This window comes from Microbacterium jejuense (genome assembly GCF_019511665.1).
GTDB classification, from domain to species: Bacteria; Actinomycetota; Actinomycetes; order Actinomycetales; family Microbacteriaceae; genus Microbacterium; species Microbacterium jejuense_A.
Map to the genome: position 1 here is coordinate 205307 of NZ_JAEUAW010000002.1, position 22548 is coordinate 227854.

The 22548-nt window shown below is 68.5% G+C and carries 16 protein-coding genes and 2 tRNA genes; 8 read left to right on the top strand and 10 right to left on the bottom strand.

Features of this window, described 5'->3' with window-relative positions; genetic code table 11:
- The first annotated feature begins 36 nt into the window (after positions 1–36).
- Positions 37–942, top strand: coding sequence for a helix-turn-helix domain-containing protein (locus tag JNB62_RS02910; RefSeq protein WP_223230891.1), 906 nt, complete (start codon positions 37–39; stop codon positions 940–942).
- 43 nt (positions 943–985) lie between these two features.
- On the opposite strand, the gene JNB62_RS02915 is transcribed toward JNB62_RS02910, so the two are convergent.
- The 3 genes from JNB62_RS02915 to JNB62_RS02925 all read right to left on the bottom strand — a co-directional run bounded on the left by JNB62_RS02915 (position 986) and on the right by JNB62_RS02925 (position 2468).
- Entirely contained in the window at positions 986–2191 is a 1206-nt protein-coding gene (locus JNB62_RS02915) for an MFS transporter (protein WP_220299376.1), read from the bottom strand.
- 119 nt (positions 2192–2310) lie between these two features.
- Positions 2311–2383: transfer RNA gene (locus tag JNB62_RS02920), tRNA-Ala, on the bottom strand.
- Positions 2384–2394: 11 nt separating this feature from the next.
- Positions 2395–2468 (bottom strand) — tRNA-Ile (locus tag JNB62_RS02925).
- An 86-nt stretch (positions 2469–2554) separates the two neighbouring features.
- Between JNB62_RS02925 and JNB62_RS02930 the strand changes: the two genes are divergently transcribed.
- The gene (locus JNB62_RS02930; protein ID WP_220299377.1) at positions 2555–3268 is read left to right on the top strand and encodes a VIT1/CCC1 transporter family protein; all 714 of its coding nucleotides are present in this window, start codon (positions 2555–2557) and stop codon (positions 3266–3268) included.
- 60 nt (positions 3269–3328) lie between these two features.
- On the opposite strand, the gene JNB62_RS02935 is transcribed toward JNB62_RS02930, so the two are convergent.
- The 7 genes from JNB62_RS02935 to dnaA all read right to left on the bottom strand — a co-directional run bounded on the left by JNB62_RS02935 (position 3329) and on the right by dnaA (position 13545).
- Positions 3329–3733 carry a DUF3566 domain-containing protein gene (locus JNB62_RS02935; RefSeq protein ID WP_220299378.1) on the bottom strand — a complete coding sequence of 135 codons (405 nt, stop codon included), beginning with the start codon at positions 3731–3733 and terminating at the stop codon, positions 3329–3331.
- Entirely contained in the window at positions 3730–6375 is a 2646-nt protein-coding gene (gyrA, locus tag JNB62_RS02940; protein WP_220299379.1) for a DNA gyrase subunit A, read from the bottom strand. The genes JNB62_RS02935 and gyrA overlap by 4 nt, the downstream gene beginning before the upstream one ends.
- Positions 6376–6495: 120 nt before the next feature.
- The gene (gene gyrB / locus JNB62_RS02945) at positions 6496–8541 is read right to left on the bottom strand and encodes a DNA topoisomerase (ATP-hydrolyzing) subunit B (RefSeq protein WP_220299380.1); all 2046 of its coding nucleotides are present in this window, start codon (positions 8539–8541) and stop codon (positions 6496–6498) included.
- A gap of 120 nt (positions 8542–8661) precedes the next feature.
- Positions 8662–9210, bottom strand: coding sequence for a DUF721 domain-containing protein (locus JNB62_RS02950; RefSeq protein ID WP_220299381.1), 549 nt, complete (start codon positions 9208–9210; stop codon positions 8662–8664).
- Positions 9203–10402 (bottom strand): DNA replication/repair protein RecF, encoded by a 1200-nt coding sequence (gene recF / locus JNB62_RS02955; protein ID WP_220299382.1) that lies wholly within the window; start codon positions 10400–10402, stop codon positions 9203–9205. The genes JNB62_RS02950 and recF overlap by 8 nt, the downstream gene beginning before the upstream one ends.
- A gap of 61 nt (positions 10403–10463) precedes the next feature.
- Positions 10464–11618, bottom strand: coding sequence for a DNA polymerase III subunit beta (gene dnaN, locus JNB62_RS02960; protein ID WP_220299383.1), 1155 nt, complete (start codon positions 11616–11618; stop codon positions 10464–10466).
- A gap of 466 nt (positions 11619–12084) precedes the next feature.
- Positions 12085–13545 carry a chromosomal replication initiator protein DnaA gene (gene dnaA, locus JNB62_RS02965; RefSeq protein ID WP_220299384.1) on the bottom strand — a complete coding sequence of 487 codons (1461 nt, stop codon included), beginning with the start codon at positions 13543–13545 and terminating at the stop codon, positions 12085–12087.
- A gap of 324 nt (positions 13546–13869) precedes the next feature.
- On the opposite strand from dnaA, the gene rpmH reads away from it, so the two are divergent.
- Genes rpmH through rsmG form a run of 6 tightly spaced genes read left to right on the top strand, consistent with a single transcriptional unit; the run spans position 13870 to position 17067 of the window.
- Positions 13870–14007, top strand: a complete 138-nt coding sequence (rpmH, locus tag JNB62_RS02970; RefSeq protein WP_022879826.1) for a 50S ribosomal protein L34 — start codon at positions 13870–13872, stop codon at positions 14005–14007.
- Between the two features lie 8 nt (positions 14008–14015).
- Complete coding sequence (rnpA, locus tag JNB62_RS02975) at positions 14016–14351, top strand: ribonuclease P protein component (RefSeq protein WP_220299385.1); 336 nt, start codon at positions 14016–14018, stop codon at positions 14349–14351.
- Positions 14348–14704 carry a membrane protein insertion efficiency factor YidD gene (gene yidD / locus JNB62_RS02980; protein WP_220299386.1) on the top strand — a complete coding sequence of 119 codons (357 nt, stop codon included), beginning with the start codon at positions 14348–14350 and terminating at the stop codon, positions 14702–14704. Before rnpA ends, yidD begins: the two co-directional genes overlap by 4 nt.
- An 8-nt stretch (positions 14705–14712) precedes the next feature.
- On the top strand, positions 14713–15855 hold the full coding sequence (gene yidC, locus JNB62_RS02985) for a membrane protein insertase YidC (RefSeq protein ID WP_220299387.1): 1143 nt from the start codon (positions 14713–14715) through the stop codon (positions 15853–15855).
- A 45-nt stretch (positions 15856–15900) separates the two neighbouring features.
- Complete coding sequence (locus JNB62_RS02990) at positions 15901–16419, top strand: Jag family protein (protein WP_220299388.1); 519 nt, start codon at positions 15901–15903, stop codon at positions 16417–16419.
- 24 nt (positions 16420–16443) lie between these two features.
- On the top strand, positions 16444–17067 hold the full coding sequence (gene rsmG, locus JNB62_RS02995; protein WP_220299389.1) for a 16S rRNA (guanine(527)-N(7))-methyltransferase RsmG: 624 nt from the start codon (positions 16444–16446) through the stop codon (positions 17065–17067).
- The last annotated feature ends 5481 nt before the right edge of the window (positions 17068–22548 follow it).

The window sequence follows — 22548 nt, forward strand, 5'->3', positions numbered from 1 at the left end:
GGGTGAGAACGCGGCCGCGGCCGGAATACCGGGCCGATGACCGCGGTTCGTGACCGTATGGATCGGACCGGGCAGACGCAGGAGCGCACGCGCACGGTCGCGGAGGACGCGCTCGAGCGGGTGCTCACGGCGCTGGAGGTCCGCATCCGCCGGCAGCGCCGGATGCGACTGGCCGACGGCGAGTTCCTGGTCCTCGACCCCGGTGCGGTCACGTACGCCTACGTGCTGTCGGGAGAGGTGCGCACGCGCCTCACCGCGGCGGCGCCTCCGACAGTCGCCGCGGGTGACATCCTGCTCACGAGCGGACGCGCTCACGGAACCCTGACCGCGGACGGACGGGTGACCGTGCTGCTGGCCGAGCTCGATCTCGTCGGCGACGCCGCGCACCTGTCGCCGCTGCTTCCTGACGCCGCCGTCGTGTACGGGTTCGCCGACCAGGAGCCCGCGGTGGCGGCCATGCTGCCGTACATGGGAGTCGACGCCGAGGGCGAGCTCATCACCCGCAGCGGCGACCTCGCCGTGTGCCGCATGATGGCGGCGACGGTGCTGACCTCGGCCATCCGGGCGTGGGCGGCCGGCGGCTGCGCGCCCGACGGCTGGCCCGCAGCCGCCGGCGACCCGTTCCTCGACCGGGTGGTCGCGGCGATCCACGCCGACCCGGGCCGCGAATGGACGGTCGACGCGCTGGCCGCGCTCGGAGCGATGTCGCGCTCGGTGTTCGCCGAGCGCTTCCGTGCGCGGTTCGGCCGGTCGCCGGCCGGGTACGTGACGTCGGTGCGCATGCGGGCCGCGCAGGAGCTGCTCTCGCGGGGCCTGGGCGTGAGCACCGTGTCGCGTGAGCTGGGCTACGCGTCCGACGAGGGTTTCAGCCGCGCGTTCCGCCGCAGCGTCGGCACGACGCCCTCGGCCTGGCGGTCGAGCCACCAGTCCGTGTCGGCGTGATGCGAGTGGATGCCGGCGGCCGCGGCCGCCGGCATCCACTCGACTACGCTCGAGCGCCGGCTCGGTTCGACAGCCCGAACAGCACAGCGCCGAGCACCAGGATCGCCGCGCCGGCGACGTAGACCGTCACGATCCCGAGGCCGTCGACCAGCAGTCCGCCGACAGCGGCGGCCAGCATGATCGCCGCCTGGAAGCCGACGACGACGATGCTGCCGCCCGCCTCGAGGCGGTCGGGCATGCGGTGGCCGACCCACGTGTTGACGATGAGCAGCCACGAGGCGAAGAAGAAGCCCCACGCGAACGCGGCGACGCCGACGAGCACGGGCGTGCCCGAGGCGACGATGACCGCCAGCGTCGTGAAGGCCATGACAAGCGGTGAGACGACCGCGAACAGGCGGTAGGTGCGGTCGATGATCATGCCGATGAGGATGTTGCCCACGAACCCGCCGATGCCGAAGACGGCCAGCAGCACGATGACCGTCCCCGCGTCGACCGGCTGTCCGGCATCCTGCACGCGGTCCAGGGCGATGCGGATGTACGTGAAGGCGAGGAAGTGGCCGAGCACCACGAGCACGTGGCCGGCGACGCCGAGTCCGATGCCGGGCAGCTTCAGCGTGCCGATGAGGGTCGACAGCGACGCGGACGCCTCGGCCGGCACCGAGGGGAGCAGAATGCGCAGCAGCACCGCGAGCACCGCGGTCGCAGCGGCCGCGAACACGAAGACGGCACGCCAGTCCATGACCTCGCTGAGCATGACGCCGATCGGCACCCCGGCCACAGTGGCCAGCGACGTTCCCGCGGACGTGAACATGACGGCCCGCCCCAGGCGCTCGGGTCCGGCGATGCGCGCGGCGACCGTGATCGACATCGCCCAGAATCCCGAGAGCGCCGCACCCAGCAGCACCCGCCCGATGAGCAGCAGCGGCAGATTGGGGGCCACGGCGACGATCGCATTCGACACCGTCGCGCCGACCGCCATCCACACCAGCAGCGAGCGGCGGTCCAGGCGCGGCAGCACCAGCCCGATGGTCGGCGCGACGATGAGGCCCGCCAGCGCGGTGACCGCGACCATCTGCCCGGCCTGGCCCGGCGTCACGCCGACGTCGGCCGCGATCTCGGTGAGCACACCCCCGGGCAGGAACTCCGCCGTCACGAGCAGGAAGCTCATGGCCATCATCGCGATCAGTGCGCCGTAACGCAGGCGCGGCAACGCCGGAGAGGTCACAGGAATCGTGGCAGTGGTCGTCATGATTCCAGCCTCACGCGCGGACGGTCTGTGCACCCGACCGTGCGTCCGCGGCATCCGATCGATCGTCCGGACGCACCGGGAAAGAAGAATGCGACCCCCGGACGGGAGTCGCATGTCTGTGGAGCCTAGGAGATTCGAACTCCTGACATCCTGCTTGCAAAGCAGGCGCTCTACCAACTGAGCTAAGGCCCCGGGGCTTACGGTGGGGCTACCAGGACTTGAACCTGGGACCTCTTCATTATCAGTGAAGCGCTCTAACCGCCTGAGCTATAGCCCCGTCTGCTGCGGCGCTTGCGCCCCGCAACCTCCAAGACTTTACCCGACGATCGCCGATTTCACGAATCGGGCTGCTTGACTGTGGGAGTGACTGCACAGCCTCATCCCGACGAGCCGCACGGCGTCGGCCTCGGGCAGCGCCTGAACTGGCTGCGGGCGGGTGTGCTCGGCGCGAACGACGGCATCGTGTCGGTGGCCGCGCTCGTCGTCGGCGTCGCCGGCGCCACCACCGACCTCGGCGCGCTGTTCACCGCGGGCATCGCAGGACTCGTCGGCGGCGCGATCTCGATGGCGCTCGGCGAGTACGTCTCGGTGAGCAGCCAGCGGGACTCCGAGCGGGCGCTCATCGCCAAGGAGCGCGCCGAGCTGCACGACATGCCCGACCAGGAGCTCGAGGAGCTCACACAGCTGTACCGCGACCGGGGCCTCACCGAGGCGACCGCGCGCCAGGTCGCCGTCGAGCTCACCGCACACGACGCACTGGCCGCGCACCTCGAGGTCGAGCTGCACATCGACCAGGACGACCTCGTCAACCCGTGGCACGCCGCACTGTCGTCGGCCATCGCCTTCACACTCGGCGCACTGCTGCCGCTGCTGGCCATCCTGCTGCCGCCGCCGGAATGGCGGGTGCCGGTCACCTTCGTCGCCGTCCTCGTCGCCCTCGCCGCGACCGGCACCGTGTCGGCCCAGCTCGGCGGTGCTCCGCGCGTGCGTGCGGCATCCCGCCTCGTCCTCGGCGGCGCGCTCGCGCTCGTCGCCACCTGGCTCATCGGCACGCTGCTCGGCACCACCGTCGTCTGACCGCAACGCGAAGCGCCGGCATCCACTTCTCTCGAAGGATGCCGGCGCCCGGTGCGTGCGTCAGTTCGAGGTGAAGCCGACCAGCAGTCCGCCGGTCACCTTGACCGCGAGGTTGTAGATGCCCGCGACGACGGCGCCGAGCACCGTCACCACCACGAGGTTGAGGATCGCGACCACGGCCGAGAACGCGAGCACCTGCGGGAAGTTGATGAACTGCGACAGCAGCACGCTGCCGTCCGAGAAGCTCGAGAAGAACTTGTCGGCCTCGCCGATGAGTCCCGTGGCGGTGATCACGAGGTACACCATCACGAAGGCGACCACCGTCACCACGGCGATGGCGATCGCCGCGAGGAACGACAGCTTCACCGCGGACCAGAAGTCGATGTACACCAGCCGCAGGCGGACCTGCTTGGCGCTCGTCTTGTGACTCGACTTCTTGGCGAGCTTGTCGGCTACTGTGCTCATGCGTCAGTGCTCTCTTCGGGGATCTCGGGCGAGGACTCGGCGCCGCCGGGGGTCTCGGTCGCCGGTGCAGCGTCGGTGTCGACGTCGCCGTTCTCGGCGTCTGCGTCCTCGGGTTCTTCAGCCAGGCCACGCTCGCCGTTTCGGGCGATCGCGAGGATGCGATCATCGCCGCCGGCCCGGGCGAACACGACACCCATGGTGTCTCGACCCTTGGCAGGCACCTCGGCCACGGCAGAGCGTACCACTTTGCCGCTGGCAAGAACCACCAAGACCTCGTCGTCCTCCGAGACGATCAGACCGCCCGCGAGGTCGCCCCGATCGTCGCTCAGCTTGGCCACCTTGATGCCCAGTCCGCCGCGGTTCTGCACGCGGTACTGGTCCACCGCCGTGCGCTTGGCGTACCCGCCTTCGGTGACCACGAACACGAACTCGTCGTCCTTGGCGACCGAGGCCGACAGCAGGCTGTCGCCCTCGCGGAAGTCCATGCCCTTCACGCCCGACGTCGAGCGGCCCATCGGCCGCAGCGCGCTGTCGGTCGCCGAGAAGCGCAGCGACATGCCGTGGCGGCTGATGAGGAGGATGTCGTCGCCCTCGTCGACCAGCAGGGCGCTGACGACCTCGTCGTCCGAGGCGATCTCGGCGTCGTCGTCACCCTCGTCCGCGCCGTTGCCGCGGAGCTTGATCGCGATGATGCCGCCCTGGCGGTTCGTGTCGTACTCGGTGAGGCGCGTCTTCTTGACCAGGCCGCTGCGGGTCGCGAGCACCAGGTACGTGGCGACGCTGTAGTCGCGGATGTCGAGGATCTGCGCGATCTCTTCATCCGGCTGCAGCGCGAGCAGGTTGGCGACGTGCTGACCCTTCGCGTCGCGCCCGGCCTCCGGCACCTCGTACGCCTTCGAGCGGTAGACGCGGCCCTTGTTCGTGAAGAACAGCAGCCAGTGGTGCGTCGTCGTCACGAAGAAGTGCTCGACCACGTCGTCGGCGCGCAGCTGCGCGCCCTTGACGCCCTTGCCGCCGCGGTGCTGCTGGCGGTAGTTGTCGCTGCGCGTGCGCTTGATGTAGCCGTCGCGCGTGACCGAGATCACCATCTCTTCTTCGGGGATGAGGTCCTCGATCGACATGTCGCCGTCGAACCCGTGCAGGATGTGCGTGCGACGCTCGTCGCCGAACTTGTCGACGATCGCGGTCAGCTCGTCGCGCACGATGTCGCGCTGGCGCGACGGCGTGGCGAGGATGTCGTTGAGGTCCGCGATCTTGGCCTCGAGCTCGGTGGCCTCGTCGATGATCTTCTGGCGCTCGAGCGCGGCCAGGCGACGCAGCTGCAGCTGCAGGATCGCGTCGGCCTGCACGTCGTCGATGTCGAGGAGCTTCTGCAGTCCCTCGTTCGCCTCCTGCGCGGTCGGCGAGCGGCGGATGAGCGCGATGACCTCGTCGAGCGCGTCGAGCGCCTTGAGGTAGCCGCGCAGGATGTGCATGCGCTTCTCGGCCTCGCGCAGCCGGTACGCGGTGCGACGGACGATGACCTCGATCTGGTGGTCGACCCACAGCGAGACGAACCCGTCCAGCGACAGGGTGCGCGGCACGCCGTCGACGATCGCGAGCATGTTCGCGCCGAAGTTCTCCTGCAGCTGCGTGTGCTTGTACAGGTTGTTCAGCACGACCTTCGCCACGGCATCCCGCTTCAGCACGACCACGATGCGCTGACCGGTGCGGTCGCTCGTCTCGTCGCGGATGTCGGCGATGCCGGTGATCTTGCCGTCACGGGCGAGGTCGCCGATCTTGACCGCGAGGTTGTCGGGGTTGACCTGGTACGGCAGCTCGGTGATCACCAGGCACGTGCGGCCCTGGATCTCTTCGATCGCCACGACGGCTCGCATCGTGATCGAGCCGCGGCCGGTGCGGTACGCCTCGCGGATGCCCTTGGTGCCGAGGATCTGCGCACCGGTCGGGAAGTCCGGTCCGGGGATGCGCTCCATGAGCGCCTCGAGCAGCTCTTCGCGGTTGGCGTCGGGGTGCTCCAGCGCCCACAGGGCACCGTCGGCCACCTCGCCCAGGTTGTGCGGCGGGATGTTCGTCGCCATGCCGACGGCGATGCCGACCGAGCCGTTCACCAGCAGGTTCGGGAACCGCGCCGGCAGGACCGTGGGCTCCTGCGTCTGGCCGTCGTAGTTGTCGGTGAAGTCGACGGTGTCTTCTTCGATGTCGCGCACCATCTCGAGCGCGAGTGGGGCCATCTTGGTCTCGGTGTACCGCGGGGCGGCGGCGCCCATGTTGCCGGGCGAGCCGAAGTTGCCCTGGCCGAGGGCCAGCGGGTAGCGCAGCGACCACGGCTGCACGAGGCGCACGAGAGCGTCATAGATCGCCGAGTCGCCGTGCGGGTGGTACTGACCCATCACCTCGCCGACGACGCGCGCGCACTTCGAGAAAGACTTGTCGGGGCGGAACCCGCCGTCGTACATGCCGTAGATCACGCGGCGGTGCACCGGCTTCAGACCGTCGCGCACATCCGGCAGCGCGCGGCCGATGATGACGGCCATCGCGTAGTCGAGGTAGCTGCGCTGCATCTCCAGCTGCAGGTCGACCTGGTCGATGCGGCCGTGCTCGTGCTCGGCGGTCGGGTCGGGGCGTTCTTCGTCAGCCATGTGTTCTTCGATTCTTCGTTACGTTTCGAGATCGTGGGCGGGGTTCCGAGATCGGCTTGCGACGTTTCGACTCGCTCCGCTCGCTCAACGACCGGGGGTCGCTCGCTTCGCTGGCCTGTTCTATATGTCGAGGAAGCGGACGTCCTTGGCGTTGCGCTGGATGAACGTGCGGCGGGACTCGACGTCCTCGCCCATGAGCACCGAGAAGATCTCGTCCGCGGCGGCCGCGTCGTCGATGGTCACCTGGCGGAGGGTCCGCGTGGTGTGGTCCATCGTGGTCTCCCACAGCTCCTTGGCGTTCATCTCGCCCAGACCCTTGTACCGCTGGATGCCGGAGTCCTTGGGGATCCGCTTGCCGTTGGCCAGGCCGTGCTCCAGCAGCGCGTCGCGCTCCTTGTCGGAGTACACGTACTCGTGCGCGGCGTTGGTCCACTTGAGCCGGTACAGCGGCGGCATCGCCAGGTACACGTACCCGGCTTCGATGAGCCCGCGCATGTAGCGGAACAGCATCGTCAGCAGCAGCGTCGTGATGTGCTGGCCGTCGACGTCGGCATCGGCCATCAGCACGATCTTGTGGTACCGGGCCTTGTCGATGTCGAAGTCCTCGCCGATGCCCGTGCCGAAGGCCTGGATCATCGCCTGCACCTCGCGGTTGCCCAGCGCCTTGTCGAGGCGCGCGCGCTCGACGTTGAGGATCTTGCCGCGCAGGGCCAGGATCGCCTGGGTGTGCGGGTCGCGACCCTGCACGGCCGAGCCGCCGGCCGAGTCTCCCTCGACGAGGAAGATCTCGCTGATCGACGGGTCCTTGCTCGTGCAGTCCTTGAGCTTGTCGGGCATCGCGGCCGACTCGAAGACGCTCTTGCGGCGCGCGGTCTCGCGCGCCTTGCGGGCCGCCATGCGCGCGGTCGCCGCGTCGATCGCCTTCGTGATGACGCGCTTGGCCTGCACCGGGTTGCGGTCGAGCCAGTCGGCGAGCTGGTCGCCGACGACCTTCTGCACGAACGCCTTCGCCTCGGTGTTGCCGAGCTTCGTCTTGGTCTGGCCCTCGAACTGCGGCTCCGAGAGCTTGACCGAGATCACGGCGGTGAGGCCCTCGCGGATGTCGTCGCCCGTGAGGTTGTCGTCCTTCTCCTTGAGGAGGTTCTTGTCGCGCGCGTACGTGTTGATGCGCGTGGTGAGCGCGGCGCGGAAGCCCTCTTCGTGCGTGCCGCCCTCGTGCGTGTTGATGGTGTTCGCGAAGGTGAACACGTTCTCGGTGTAGCTCGTGGTCCACTGCATCGCGAGCTCGAGCGAGATGTGGCGCACGGTGTCTTCAGATTCGATCTCGATGATCTCCTCGTTGACGACGTCGGCGTGACGCACCTTGTTGAGGTACTCGACGTAGTCCACCAGACCGCGCTCGTAGTAGAAGTCGTCGAACGGCTGGCGCTCTTCGGACCCGCCCTCGTCGGTGTCGGTGACGTACGTCGAGCTCGGCCGCTCGTCCGAGAGGGTGATGCGCAGGCCCTTGTTGAGGAAGGCGGTCTGCTGGAAGCGCGTGCGCAGCGTGTCGTAGTCGAAGTGGACGGTCTCGAAGATCGTGTCGTCGGGCCAGAAGGTGACGATGGTGCCGGTCTCTTCGGTCTCTTCATCCTTCGACACCGGCGCCAGCGGGTGGCCCCCGTCGCGGTAGGACTGACGCCACACGTGGCCCTGACGCATGACCTGCACGTCCAGACGCGTCGACAGCGCGTTGACGACCGACGAGCCGACGCCGTGCAGGCCGCCCGAGACCGCGTAGCCGCCGCCGCCGAACTTGCCGCCGGCGTGCAGCACGGTGAGCACGACCTCGAGGGTCGACTTGCCTTCGGTGCGGTGGATATCGACCGGGATGCCGCGGCCGTTGTCGTACACGCTCAGACCGCCGTCCGGCAGGATCGTGACGTTGATGGTGTCGCAGTAGCCCGCGAGCGCCTCGTCCACGGCGTTGTCGACGATCTCGTACACGAGGTGGTGCAGGCCGCGCTCACCGGTGGAGCCGATGTACATGCCGGGGCGCTTGCGGACGGCCTCGAGGCCCTCGAGCACCTGGATGGCGTCGGCCCCGTAGTCGCTGGGAGAACCTGTGGGAGCCGTCTCGGGCGTTTCGGGTTCCTCGGACACGTTGTCGGGGCTGTCTGACGTCATCTTCTCGATGGCTCCAAATCCTTCGAAGGGGCCCTGACAGTCTATCGGGTAACGACCCGATCACGGCCCCATACGCCCCTGTGACGCCCTGAAATCGTCGTGGACAGCTCCCGAGGTGACCTAACCGTAGGTATCGCGCGGACCGCGCCCTGGAATGGTTCTGGGACCCCATTTCCAGGAGGGGACGTCCGGCCCGATGAAACGCACGGCGTCGACGCCGGCTTCGGGGAAGCGGCGGATGATCTCAGAGAGGATGTGCGCACGCATCAGCTGCAGCTGCTTCGCCCACGCCGTGGAGTCGGCCTGCACCGTCAGCGTGCCCTCCGAGAAGGCGACCGGGCGCGTGTGGCGGGCGGTGTCGGCGCCGGCCACCTCGTCCCACGCCCGGACCACGTCCTCGCGCGCCAGCTGCGAGTTCCAGCCGGCTTCGCGCGTGAGGTCGGCGAGGACGTCGGCCACGCCCTTCGGGTCGCGCCCGGGCGCGAACGGGATGTTGTCGTCGTCCTCGGTGCGCCGCCGCCGCTTGCGGTACGACCGCGCCGAGGGCTCGAGGCCGCGCAGCCGCAGGTAGGTCGCGATGGTCTCGGGGATGACTGCGCCGCCGCCGGAAGAGGGGGATGCCGCACCGCGAGGCTGCTCGCCGCCCGAGGCGCCCGTGGGCTCAGTCATCGCCGGCCTCGGCGTCGTCCAGGATGCGGCCGGCTTCGACGCGCACCATGCGCGCACGGAGCGCCTCGGGCACGTCGCCCTCGACAGCGGCGGTGACGACGACCTGCTCGTAGCCGCCGGCCAGCTGCGCCAGCCGGGAACGGCGGTCGGCGTCGAGCTCGGCGAACACGTCGTCGAGGATCAGGACGGGATCTCCGAGCCTCGAGTCGGCGCGCAGCAGTTCGGCCGAAGCGAGCCGCAGCGACAGCGCGACCGACCAGGACTCGCCGTGCGAGGCGTACCCCTTCACCGGCAGCTTCCGGATCCGCAGCAGCAGGTCGTCGCGATGCGGGCCCACGAGCGTCAGGCCGCGCTCGAGCTCGGACGCGCGCTTGGCCGCGAGCGCCTGGCGGAACAGCTCCGCGATACGCGGGGCTGCGGCATCCTTCGTCTCGAGGGAGGCGGCATCGACCGACGACGACGAGCCGGCGTCGGCGTCCTCGCCGCTGTCAGCACCCGCGACCGACAGCGCCCACTCGATCTCTGGGTCGTGATCGGCTCCGGCGATCGCCGTGTAGGCGGAGGCGAGGGGGGCGGCGAGGTCGTTCGCGAGCGCGAGGCGCGCGGCGATGAGCTGCGTGCCGAGGGTGACGAGCTTGTCATCCCAGACGTCGAGCGTCGACAGCGCGTCGCCGCGGATGCCACGCGCCCTGGCGGACTTGAGCAGAGCCGTGCGCTGCTTGAGGACGCGGTCGTAGTCGGCGATCACGCCGGCCATGCGCGGCGCGCGCTGCACGAGCAGCTGGTCGGCGAACCGGCGCCGGGCGGAGGGATCGCCGCGCACGATCTGCAGATCCTCGGGAGCGAACAGCACGACCTGCGCGTAACGGGGCAGCTCGGCGGGTTTGACGGGAGCGCCGTTGACGCGCGCCTTGTTCGACCCCTGCCGGTTGACCTGCGCCTCGAGCTGCACGCGGCGCTCACCGTGCGCGAGGCGGGCGCGGATGATCGCGGCGTCCGCGCCGTCCCGCACCATGGGCGCGTCGTTCGACACGCGATGCGAGCCCAGCGTGGCGAAGAACCCGATCGCCTCGGCGAGGTTCGTCTTGCCCTGGCCGTTGCGGCCGACGAAGACGTTCGGACCGGGACCGAGCTCGACGTCGGCCGCCGCATAGTTGCGGAAGTCGACCAGGCTCAGGTGCTCCACGATCACCGGACAAGCCTAATGATCGGCACCGACGCCCGCCCTGCCGGCGACTGCGGCGACGGCAGGATCAGCGCAGCAGCAGGTTCGGCTGCAGCAGGTAGCGGAACGAGTCCGTGCCCGCCTTGTCGACCGACGTCTGCGGCGTGATGAGCACAGGACTCAGCTTGTTCGCGTTCTCGCTCGAGGTGAACGTGATGCGCACGAACTCGCTCTTGACCGCGCCGAGCGACTCGAGCAGGTACTGCGGGTTGAGGCCGAGCGTCACGTCGTCGCCGCCGATGAGCGTGGCGTCGACGGACTCGGTCGCGCGCGCCTGCTCGGTGCCGGAGGCATCCATCGAGACGCTGTCGCTCGTGAACGTGAACCGCAGCGGCGCCGACCGGTCGAGCACGAGCGAGACGCGGCGGACGGCCTCGGCGAGCTCGGCCGTGTTGACGACGGCGTGGTGCTCGGTCTGCGCGGGGAACAGCCGGCGCACCGGCGGGAAGTTGCCCTTGATGAGCAGCGACGTCACGGTCTTGTTGCCCGCGGTGAAGGCGATGATCTCGCGGTCGCCCGACCCCGAGAACGCGATGGAGATGTCGCCGCCGTGCGCGAAGGTCTTTCCGACCTCGGTGAGGGTGCGGGCGGGCACGAGCGCCGTCGTCGCCTCGTCGGTGGCGGCTGCGCCGCCGTCCCACGGGATCTCGCGCAGCGCGACGCGGTAGCGGTCGGTGGCGACGAGGCTCAGGCTCGTGCCCGAGACCTCGAGCTGCACGCCGGTGAGGACGGGGGTGACGTCGTCGCGGGAAGCCGCGAACGCGACCTGCGCGATCGCCGTGGCGAAGTCCTCCGCGGGCACGAGCCCGGAGTCGCCGGTGACCTCGGGGATGGCCGGATACTCCTGCACGGGCATGGACGCGAGCGTGAATCGCGCGGAGCCGCAGGTCAGCAGGATGCCGCCGTCGTCATCGACCTCGATCTGGATCGGCGCGTTGGGCAGGCGACTGGCGATGTCGGAGAGCAGCCGGCCGTGGACGAGGATCGTGCCCGGATCGTCGACGGTCGCTTCGATCGTGGTGCGCGCCGAGGCCTCGTAGTCAAAGGCGGCGAGTGACAGGCCCTGATCGGATGCCTCGACCAGCACGCCGGCCAGGATCGGCTGGGGGTTGCGCTGGGGCAGGAGCTTGACGACGAACGATACGGCTTCGCTGAACACATCGCGGTTGACGTGGAACTTCACGAATGCTCCCTCTGCAGCGGGCCCGCAGGCTACGGGGTCGGGGTTCTCATGCTAGTGGCAGGTCTGAGGATTGCCAGTCCGTCATCCTCTCGGAGGCTTGTCCACCGCAAAGGTGATCGGACGGGATTCATCACAGAGATTTCTTGTCATGGTGTTAACGGCTGTGGAATCTGTGGACAACTCGCTCGAGCGCAGTCGGGACATGGAAACCACACGGTTGTGACTTGTGGATCGGCTGCGGACGGACTGCGGGATCCGGGATGCCGGTGGCCGCGGCATCCACGATTCATCCACAGGCTGTCCCCGCCCACTCACAGGTGTTTCCGCAGAGTCGACGAGTTATCCACAGGTTTTCCACACTGTGCAGAACGGGAATTTTGGCCCTGTCCGCCGCGCGTGTCAAGAACCCGTTCCGGCATATTCGCCGGAACGGGTTCGAGGGTGCGGAGAGCGCGCGAAAAGGGCGTCAGCGGCCGTTGCGGCCGAGCTGCGCGGTGATCTCGGTCACCTGGTTGTAGATTGAGCGGCGCTCCTTCATGAGCTCGCTGATCTTCTTGTACGCGTACATGACGGTGGTGTGATCGCGGTTGCCGAACAGCTGCCCGATCTTCGGCAGCGACAGGCTCGTGCGCTCGCGGCACAGGTACATCGCGATCTGCCGCGCCTGGGCGACCTGCTGCGAGCGGCTCGAACCGTAGAGGTCGTCGACGGTGAGCTTGAAGTACTGTGCCGTCGACGTGATGATGTCGGTCGGCGAGACGACGTTGGCGTCGTCCTGGTCGACGATGTCGCGCAGCACCGTCTGGGCGAGCGACATGTCGAGGGTCGAGCGGTTGAGGCTCGCGAACGCCGAGACGCGGATGAGCGCGCCCTCGAGCTCGCGGATGTTCGACGAGACGACGGTCGCGATGTACTCGAGCACCTCGTCGGGGATGTGCAGCCGCTCGGACTGCGCCTTCTTGCGCAGGATCGCGATGCGCGTCTCGAGGTCGGGCGCCTGCACGTCGGTGATGAGGCCCCATTCGAACCGGCTGCGCATGCGGTCCTCGAAGCCGGTGAGGTGCTTCGGCGGGACGTCGCTCGTGATCACGACCTGCTTGTCGTGGTCGTGCAGCTGATTGAAGGTGTGGAAGAACGCCTCCTGCGTCTCGGCGCGGCCCTGCAGGAACTGGATGTCGTCGATCAGGAGGATGTCGACGTCGCGGTAGCGGGCCTGGAACGCCGAACCGCGGTTGTTGGCGATCGAGTTGATGAAGTCGTTCGTGAACTCCTCGCTCGAGACGTAGCGCACGCGGATGCCGGCATACAGGCTGAGCGCATAGTCGCCGATGGCGTGCAGGAGGTGCGTCTTTCCGAGTCCCGAGTCGCCGTAGATGAACAGCGGGTTGTACGCCTTGGCCGGCGCCTCGGCGACCGCGACCGCCGCGGCATGGGCGAACCGGTTGGACTGGCCGATGACGAAGTTGTCGAACGTGTACTTCGGGTTGAGCCGGGTGTCGCTGCGCGACGCGGATGCCGTGTCGACGGGCTCCTCGAGCGGTGGGCGTCCGACCGGCGAGCCCAGCGGCGCGGTCGCCCCGCCGGGAGCGGCGGCTCCTGGGGCGGCGTTCACCGGGATCGGGATCGGTGCGGTCAGGTGCGCGTCCGCGAGCTCCGGGTTGACCACGACGCGGAACGTGGATGCCACGTTGTCGAGACCCTGCTCCACGCGGGCCAGCGCCTCGAGGATGGGCGCACGCATGCGCTTGGTGAACTGGGCCGCGGTGAGGTCGTTCGGCACGTCCAGGTAGAGGGTGCCGCCCATGACGCCCTGCGGCACTGCCAGGTTCAGGAACCCGTGAAGCTGAGGGGTGATGCGCTCATCCCGCGCGAGTTCGTCCAGAACGGCCGCCCAGACCGGAACATCTGGAATCTCGTGCGGTGACATGGCCCCCCCGGGTTGTTGATGACTCCACCGGATGACGCGGAAACGTCGGCCCGAGCCTGTGGATAACTGCCCGAGCAACGCTAGTCAGCGAGCGGCGCCGGAGCAAACCCCACTGTGGATGACCGCGGCGTGTCCTTACCGTCGGCAGAAGACCTCGAGGGCCATAATGGCGGGTTCACCCGGCTCGGTTTGAGTTCTCGGGCGTCTCGACGTAGCCTTAATCGGTTGACTTATGCCCACTGGACCCAAAGTCCCCGGGCAGTCCTCCTGTACACGCGTCCCCGGTCGAGCGTCCCGGTGGCACCCTGATCGGAAGTAATCCTCATGAGCAAGCGCACCTTCCAGCCCAACAACCGTCGCCGCGCCAAGAAGCACGGCTTCCGCGCCCGCATGCGCACGCGCGCCGGCCGCGCCATCCTCTCGGCTCGTCGCGCCAAGGGGCGCACCGAGCTCTCGGCCTGAGCCGAGCGGTGCTCGCGAGGGCGAACCGACTCACCCGCGGCGCGGATTACAAGGCCGTCGTCCGTCGGGGCCGTCGGTGTGCCGGAGCGCACACCGTCACCTACGTCAGCCGCGTCGAGACCGATGGTCCGGCGCGGTTCGGCTTCATCGTGAGCCGGCAGGTGGGCGGCGCTGTCGTGCGCAACTCCGTGCGCCGGCGCCTCAAGGCCCTCTGCTACGAATCCCTCGAGGGCGTCACGCCCGGCAACGACATCGTGATCCGCGCCCTGCCGACGGCGGCCTCGGCCTCGTTCTCCGAACTGCGCGCCGACGTCGAGAAGTGCCTCGCCCGGAGGACGGCATGAGCGTGCTCCCGGCCTATGCGCTCGGTGATGCCGAGTTCGCGGCATCCGACGTCGTCCGCAGCGTGCCGCTGCTCCCCCGCAACGCGCTGCTCGCGCTGCTGCACGGCTACCGCGCCACGATCTCGCACACCTACGGCGACGTCTGCAAGTACTACCCGTCGTGCTCGGCTTACGCCGTCGGCGCGGTGCAGCAGCACGGTGCCGTGGTCGGGTCCGCCCTCACCGTCGCGCGGATCGCGCGGTGCCACCCCTGGGCCGCCGGCGGCGTCGACGACGTCCCGCCCCGCAAGAACTTCCGGCACGCACTGACCCGTCACGGGTTCGTCGTGCCTGCCCCCACAGGAAAGGACTGATCCACCGCATGGATCTCTTCACGGCGCTGGCCGCCACCCCGACGCCCAGCCCCTCGCCCGCGGCGGGTGGCGGGTTCGACCTGCTCGGCACCATCCTGTGGCCCCTCAAGTGGCTCGTCGAGCTCGTGCTCGTCGCGTGGCACTGGCTGTTCTCTGCGATCGGCCTGCCGCCGGCCGACGGACTGACGTGGGTGCTCTCGATCATCGGTCTGGTGATCGTCGTCCGCTCGGCGATGATCCCTCTCTTCGTGCGCCAGATCAAGAGCCAGCGCAAGATGATGGAAATTGCTCCTGAACTGCGGAAAGTCCAGGAGAAGTACAAAGGCAAGCGTGATCAGCTGTCTCGCGAGGCGATGAGCCGCGAGACGATGGCGCTGTACAAGAAGCACGGCACGACGCCGGTGTCGAGCTGTCTTCCGCTGCTGGTGCAGATGCCGGTGTTCTTCGCGCTGTACAGTGTGCTCAACGACGTCGCCAAGCACGCCGTCGCCGGCATCGGCGGCGTGGGCCTGCTCAACGCCGAGCTCACGCAGGAGTTCTACAACGCCAAGCTGTTCGGCGTCGCGTCGCTGCACGAGACGCTCATCCAGGCGTTCCAGACCGGCAACACCCCGGCGATCATCATCCTCATCACGCTCGTCGTGCTCATGATCGCGTCGCAGTTCTTCACCCAGCTGCAGATCATCTCGAAGAACCTCTCCCCCGAGGCGAAGACCGGCCAGGCGTACCAGATGCAGCGCATCATGCTGTTCATCCTGCCGCTCGGCTTCATCTTCTCGGGTGTGTTCTTCCCCCTCGGCGTCGTCATCTACTGGTTCATCTCGAACCTGTGGACGATGGGCCAGCAGTTCCTCGTCATCCGCGAGATGCCCACCCCCGGCTCCGAGGCGGCCAAGGAGCGCGAGGAGCGTCTGGCGCGAAAGGGCAAGGCGATCGACGCCTCTGGCAAGGTCGTGCCGATGGAGAAGTACCTCGCTGAGCAGCAGCGCCTGTACGAAGAGGCCGAGCGCGCCAAGGCCGCCGCTCCCAAGCGTCAGCAGCCGGTGAGCAAGCAGCGCGCGAAGAAGCAGGCCCAGAAGGGTCAGCCCGGCGGCTCGGCGGGCGGCTCCGGTACCGCCGGCCAGACCGGCGGCTCGGGCAACGCCTCCTGATCCGCTGCGTCGGCTACTCCCCCGATCCGAAGACGAGGAAACGTGATGACCACCTCCCCCGAGCTCGCCTCCGCTGAGCAGCGCCACGACCGCACACCCGCGACGGTCGAGGAACTCGAGCAGGAAGGCGACGTCGCCGCAGACTTCCTCGAGGGGCTGCTCGACATCGCCGACATCGACGGCGACCTCGACCTCGACGTCCGCGCGGGTCGCGCCTACGTCTCGGTCGAGGCGCCGGCCGGCGGATCGGTCGACCTCATCGCCGCACCCGACACGGTGCAGGCCCTCCAGGAGCTCACGCGCATCGCCGTGCAGAACCGCACCGGCCGCTTCTCGCGGCTGATCCTCGACATCGGCGGATCGCGCGACGCGCGCCAGCACCAGCTCGAGGCGCTCGTCGACCGCGCGATCGCGCGCATCGAGGAGGGCGCGTCGCAGGCGTCGCTCCCGGCGATGTCGAGCTACGAGCGCAAGGTCGTGCACGACATCGTCGCCGTCCGCGGCTTCGTGTCGGAGTCGTACGGCGAGGGCGCCGATCGCCACACCGTCATCCGTCGCGGCTGACCACGCGTTCCCCGGGCAACATCGATGATCGAGATCGAACAGGAGCCGCCCGCGGCCGCGGAGATCTTCGGCGACCGTCTTGAGCTGGCCCGCCGGTTCACCGCCGCTCTCGGAGAGCACGGAGAAGAGCGCGGGCTCATCGGCCCCCTTGAGCCGCCGCGCCTGTGGTCACGGCACATCCTCAACAGCGCCGTCATTGCGCCGCTGTTCTCGGGACGCGTTGGCGATGTCGGCTCCGGGGCCGGGCTGCCCGGTCTGGTGCTGGCCATCGCGCGACCGGATGTGGAGTGGGTGCTCATCGAGCCCATGGAGCGCCGTGTGGCGTGGCTGTCGGAGCAGGCGGCCGAGCTGGGACTGGACAACGTCGAGGTGCTGCGTGCCCGCGCCGAGGATTGGAAGCGCGGACCTTCGCTCGACGCCGTCACCGCTCGCGCGGTGAGTGCGCTGCGCACACTCGTGCCGATCACCGCTCCCCTGGTGCGCGACGGCGGTGAGCTGATCCTCCTCAAGGGCACGAGCGCCGGCAACGAGATCGAGGCGGCCGAGAAACAGCTGCGCAAGTTCAAGGTCACGAACGCGCGGGTCGAGGTCGTCGGCGAAGGCCTGCTGGACGAGCCGTCGCGGGTGATCCGCGCCACCGTCCGCTGACACGGGGTTCGTTCGGCGCCTGCTGCATCGCGACGGTCGGCGTGTGGGGATGCCGTTGTGTCGGCTGATGGGCCGTTCACTGTGTCCGAGCAGCTGGTGTGCGTGCCAGGCGCCGTGTCGACGAGCCGGTGGCCGGTGCTTGCTCGCGTCCCACGGCGCGAGGGCGGTGTGTGATCTTGCGGTCGCACGAAGTCCGAGCCTTGCAAGGGGCGGTCACGGTCGCCGCACGTTTGTTTCACGTGAAACGGGACGCGAAGCTGTGTCAGGCATGAGGGTGACCGAGAGCACTTCCGGGCTTGCCGCCGCTGCGCTCGGAGGGCCCACGTCGCGCTGGTTCAGACACTCGACGAGTCGCGCAGGCTGGCCCGTCACGGGATTCTGCATGAGCCGGTCGTGGGGCGTGGCTTAGGCAGGTCCGCGGTTCGGCGCTCGGCAGCGTCTTGCGGGCCCCCGAGATCCATTTCTGCGTGCGGCGACAAGCTCCACACACGTGGGGGTCGTGTCGTCGGCAACTCACGCGCGTTGGTGACTGGAGCTCTTGGACGTGGCGCGCTTCCCATGTGACGACTCAACCTCTGCTAGCTGGCATCGGTCGGGTCCGGGGCGGCTGTCGTGCGGCCCGTTCTTCGCTCTGACGACGAGACGCGCGCGCCCTGAGTGCTGCTCGAGCTGACCGTCAACTGGTTGATCGTGTTGACCGCCTTGTTGTCCTTCGGTGGATGTCCGTTGATCTGTCCCATCAGCTAGGTAGGTTTCACGTGAAACGGCGTCGTCTCCGCAGGCCTGGCTGGGGCCGAGTCATCTCCCGCTCCGCCTCGCGTTGGACGCCGTGACCCAGATTGCGGCAGCTCGGCGCGCGATCGTGGGAGATGTCGACCGCGCGTGGGCGCGGGTGCTGGCGTCGCAACCCCAACCCCAACAGCATGCGCGCGTACGATTGCAGGACGCACAGGGCGTTTCCCCAGGGCCCGATTGTGCTGATAGCCGCTCGGTTGCTTGTTTCGGGGTCACCCGTGGGCCGTCCCCATGACCGGCCGCTCCTTGATGCAGGGGCGCGACAGTGCTGCCCGGCTACCGGGACGCCGACGACCGAAGCGGCACTGCGTGCGGAGGTCCAGTTCTGGCCGGCAGTGGGCGGGCCGGTCAAGCGGGCCAGTGAGGCGGTCCACCGATGCGGTGCTGCGTGCAGCCGGCTCCGCAGGCGTTGTCGCGTCGAGTGCAAGCATGGGACGCCCCGGTTTGGAGGCAGTGCACGCCATCGATGTTTCACGTGAAACACCGCGGCGGTGCCGCCTCTCCGCTGTACTGCGCGGTGTGAATCCGCACCTAGTGGTCGACGTCGCAATCGCGGTGGTTGTTGTGAACGCACGTTCACGCAGCCCGTGAAAGCGGTAACCGTCCGGACGATGTCCTCAAGCGGCACCGCACGTGCGCTGGCTGCTCTCTGTGCCGGCGCGCAGGATCACCGGAACTCTGCCGACAGGGAGAGTTCCCTCTTCTCGCTGCGCTCGTCGGCTTCCGTGCGATGACATCGTCGGGAACACACTGCCGTCAGGGCTCCCGGCTGCGACAACAACGACAGCACCGGTCCCGCGTCGCCCCCGCACCTCCCCCGTCCATGTGGTCGGCGGTCTGCGTCGGACACCGCTACCGACGACAGCCGATCGCGCCGCGTGTTTGCGCGCGACCGATGTCATGGGTCGCGGCGGGCTGCGTATCGGGTCGGTTTGGCTCTTCGAACGAGAAGTCCGTGCCGGTCGAGAGGTGGGATCGTCCTGGCGTGCGCTGTCGGCTACGTCTGCGCCGTGGGATGTGCGGCACCCCACGAAGGGCGGCGTCACTCGAGGCGGGGCCCGCATCGGCTGGACCGCGCGACTGAAAGCCGGCGGTTCGCGCGATGCTGTGAACGTTGGTTGCGGCGAGACGCCCGCCGCCAGTTGCGACCGACTGCTGCGAACGTTTGAAGGTAGCGCGACCGTACCGCCCGGAGGTGCGGTGGCCGGCGTTGGTGCCGCCGTGCATGGTGCAGAGAACGCCCACGAGGCTCGTTGACTTCGGCCCCGCGGTGAGGCGGGCCACCCGGTGCGGCAATGTCATGGCCAACGGTGAACTGGCCGTGTCCGGCGGTCGGTCAGCGCTGTATAGCTCGTCACTCGCGGAGCCTGATGTTTCACGTGAAACGGGCATCGGCATGTCGGTGGGCGGGGGCGTTGGGCACCTGTCCAGCCCATCGGGCGGAAACCTCAGGTGACACCGCGAGTGCTTGAGTCTGCGTGCCGGCTGTGCTGATCGGCCGACATTGGTGTGATGCGTCACCAACGCCGCCGCGACCGGTTGAGGTTTTGCATCCCGACCGTCAGTCGGAGGCGCACGCTCCGCACGCCGGTTTGAGCCGCGGGTCCGTGGCGCCCAAGGAACCGCGGACGCATGTTTCACGTGAAACGTGCGGCCGAGCGGCATCGCGAATCGGGAGTGTGTGATCGAGGCGGTCTGCGGTCTACACCAGCTTCCACTGCCAGTGCGTGCTCGTGCGTACGAGCGGTCGGCGGCGACACCTCGCGGTACGCAACCGATCGACGACTCGACATGCGCCGGCGGCGCGAGTGTCGGTTCAGGCGCGACCTGCCACAGGACCTGTGGACGCAGATCGCCGCCATGTCATCCAGCGGCTCAACTTCGTCCGAAGGGAGTTCGGCCTGGGGCTCTCCTGGCGGCCAGGTGCCCCCGATGCGGTGTCCAAAGCCCACGTTGCACGACGCTGGGCCGACCCATCAGATGGGCGTCGGCGCAGGCAAGGTCTGGCGCCGCGGGGAGTTTCAAGTGAAACATGCGGTCGCCGTCGCCTTTAGCGTGAGCGTGCTAAGTCGTCTCCCTTGAGTCGACGGTGCACCCGCGCCGTTGTCGCCCTCGTCGCCTGACCGTTGACGACGACGCCTACGTCGATCGGCTGGGGGTAGTACGCGTGGGCAGGCGCGTGGAGCGGCAGGTTCCCGTGGCGTCGAAGGTTTCACGTGAAACGTGCCCCGTCTCTCCCGCGTGGATCGGCAGCTCGCATATGCCTGTCGCGTACCGACAGTGCCCATGTTGGCCGGTCTCGCTGCGCGCACTGAGTCTGTTCGAACGCGCGATGGAGAGGCGCGAGTCCATCGACGGTGAGCGCGACTGTCTATCCGCAAGCCAGCCTCTGGACGAAACCCAGCCCTCGCGCCAGGCTCGGGAGGTCCTGAGACAAGGCGAATCCGTGCCTGCGCGGACCACCGCCGAACCGGCGCTTCGCTCACTCGTCGTGCCGACGTATCTGGGGTGTTGTGGCTCAACTCGGTGACATCTCCACTGGCGACGCGACGAGGGCTGGTACCCGCGATCGAGACCCTTTGAGTGCCGTGCACACCGATGTCCACTGCTCACTCCAGCACCGCGTGACGCCGCCCAGAGACCCTGGCTCAGCTCGCTGACGACAACGCGATTTCACCGCGAACACCCCTGCGTTTCACGTGAAACAACACGTATCCGCGTCGATGAGGCGTCTACCGATAGCCTCGCGTACCGGCAGATCCCCGCATGAGTCCCAACCCTGTGACAGGTGGGCTGCCCGGACCGTGTACGACCGCGAGCAAACAGCGGCGACGCGCTTATGGTGCCTCGTAGGTTGGTCGGCCGAGTGCGTAGCCGTGAGTCTGCCGCCGGCGCGAGAGCGGGTTGCGTCCAAGCGTTGGCCGGAAGCGAGCGACTCGCGTAGGACAGATCGAACTATCCAACTCTTCGGATCGCGGTGTCTGGAGCGCCAGTCGCGTTCGCAGAAGCAGCGTCGCGCTGCGCAGCCCGCTGGGCGATCAATCCCCGACGTCATGCGCGTCGCGACTTCTCCGTGATGCAACGGGCACCCGTGCACGGAGGCGCTGAGGGCGCACCGATCCCGGCGAGACCGGCGGCGCGACTTGCCAGACTGTCGCAAGCCAGGATCCGCAGCGTCGATCGGAGGCGGTGACACGTCGCGATGTCCTTGGTCAGCCATGCTGACGACTTTCCTGGCGCAGGCACCCACTCCCCTGAGATCCGTCGTTCCCACACGGAGACGCTGCCCACCCCCATGAAGCGCGCGGTACTCGAGAGAGGCGCCACCCCATCATGGGGGACGGAATGACGGCGCGGCTATGCGTCCAGCCCACCGCGGGGCGTCGCGCGGGTCGAGGCCGCGCCCCAGAGCGGGCTTGCTCTGCGATAGGGCGCCCAGCCCAACCGTTGGGCGACGTACCGCACGGGGCAACGGGCGCGATTGGCGAGCGGCCGGGCGCCGGTGACGTTCCCGATATAGGCCCTCTCCTACCGCTCTTCGAGAGCGAGAGTGCATCGCTCGTCGCATAGGGCTAGCTGACTGCCTACTCCGGGTACGGTTCAGGAGACCCGTCGCCACGTCCTCCCAACCGCGGGTCCGGCTCGACCGAGCGGGGCGCAGTGCCGATTCGTCCCTGCACCGCCGCTGTCGCATCATGGCCGCCATCACTCGCGGCCACAGCACGCGGTGGGAACGGTGCGGGCATTGCCGCCGCTTGTATCGCACAGCACGGGCGCCCACGCCGCGTTTCACGTGAAACATCGTCCGGCCGCCGCCGAATCCAGTCACGCCTTCGCGTCTCGCTGGCGAGCTGCTTAGGTTGCTGACACTGAGGAGCCGACGCCGCCAGGTTGTACCCTCCCACCACATGCGGCCGGATCCACGCTGCGAGGAATGGCCCGCCGTGCGACACTCGCTGTCGGGTCCCCTGGGGCTTGCTCGCAAGCACAGCGCGGCGTTCGTGCGAGCATCCTGCGTCTGCGAGAGAGCTCCCTCACGTCGGCATGAAGAGCCAGACTACTGGCGCCGACGATGACAGCGGTTCTCGGCGTAGCCCGTTGTCGAGGGGCAGGTGAAACCATGCCGAGCGATCACAGCGCGAGAGCTCCCAAGCCTGCTGTGCTGTTGGCCGCCGATGGCGTGTCACGGGTCACGTGCTGAATGACGCCAGTGGTCCTCGCCAGCCGTTGATCTTCGCCGCGAGCGCGGCGCGTGAGCCCTCTGGCCCGAGCACCTTCCCTAGGTCTTCTGCCCGCGGGACGGCGGGCGATGTTTCACGTGAAACACCGCGCGAGACGAGTTGAAGAGGCGGGCGAAGGCGCCCAGGGCGCGCAATGGCTGTCGTCGTCTTCTCGTCCCGACGGCCAGTCACCCGACGCGAAGGGCGTTGAGGAAGGCGAGTGCTGAAAACGCGGGCCGTCTGCGTCGGGGACCGGGTTGATCCGAACAGCAGCAGTGAGCACAGCGGAGCGGCCGGTCTGCCCCGCCGGCGGTGTTGGCGATGAGCGCAGAACGCAGGAGCGGTGAGCCAGGGAAGATAAGGCATGCCCCCACCACTCCCGTTGGCGACGGATGCATGGTGAGTCGCTCTTGCGCGCGCAGGAGCTCGGCACACAATCGGGCCGGCGGAGCTCTTGAGTGGTGCG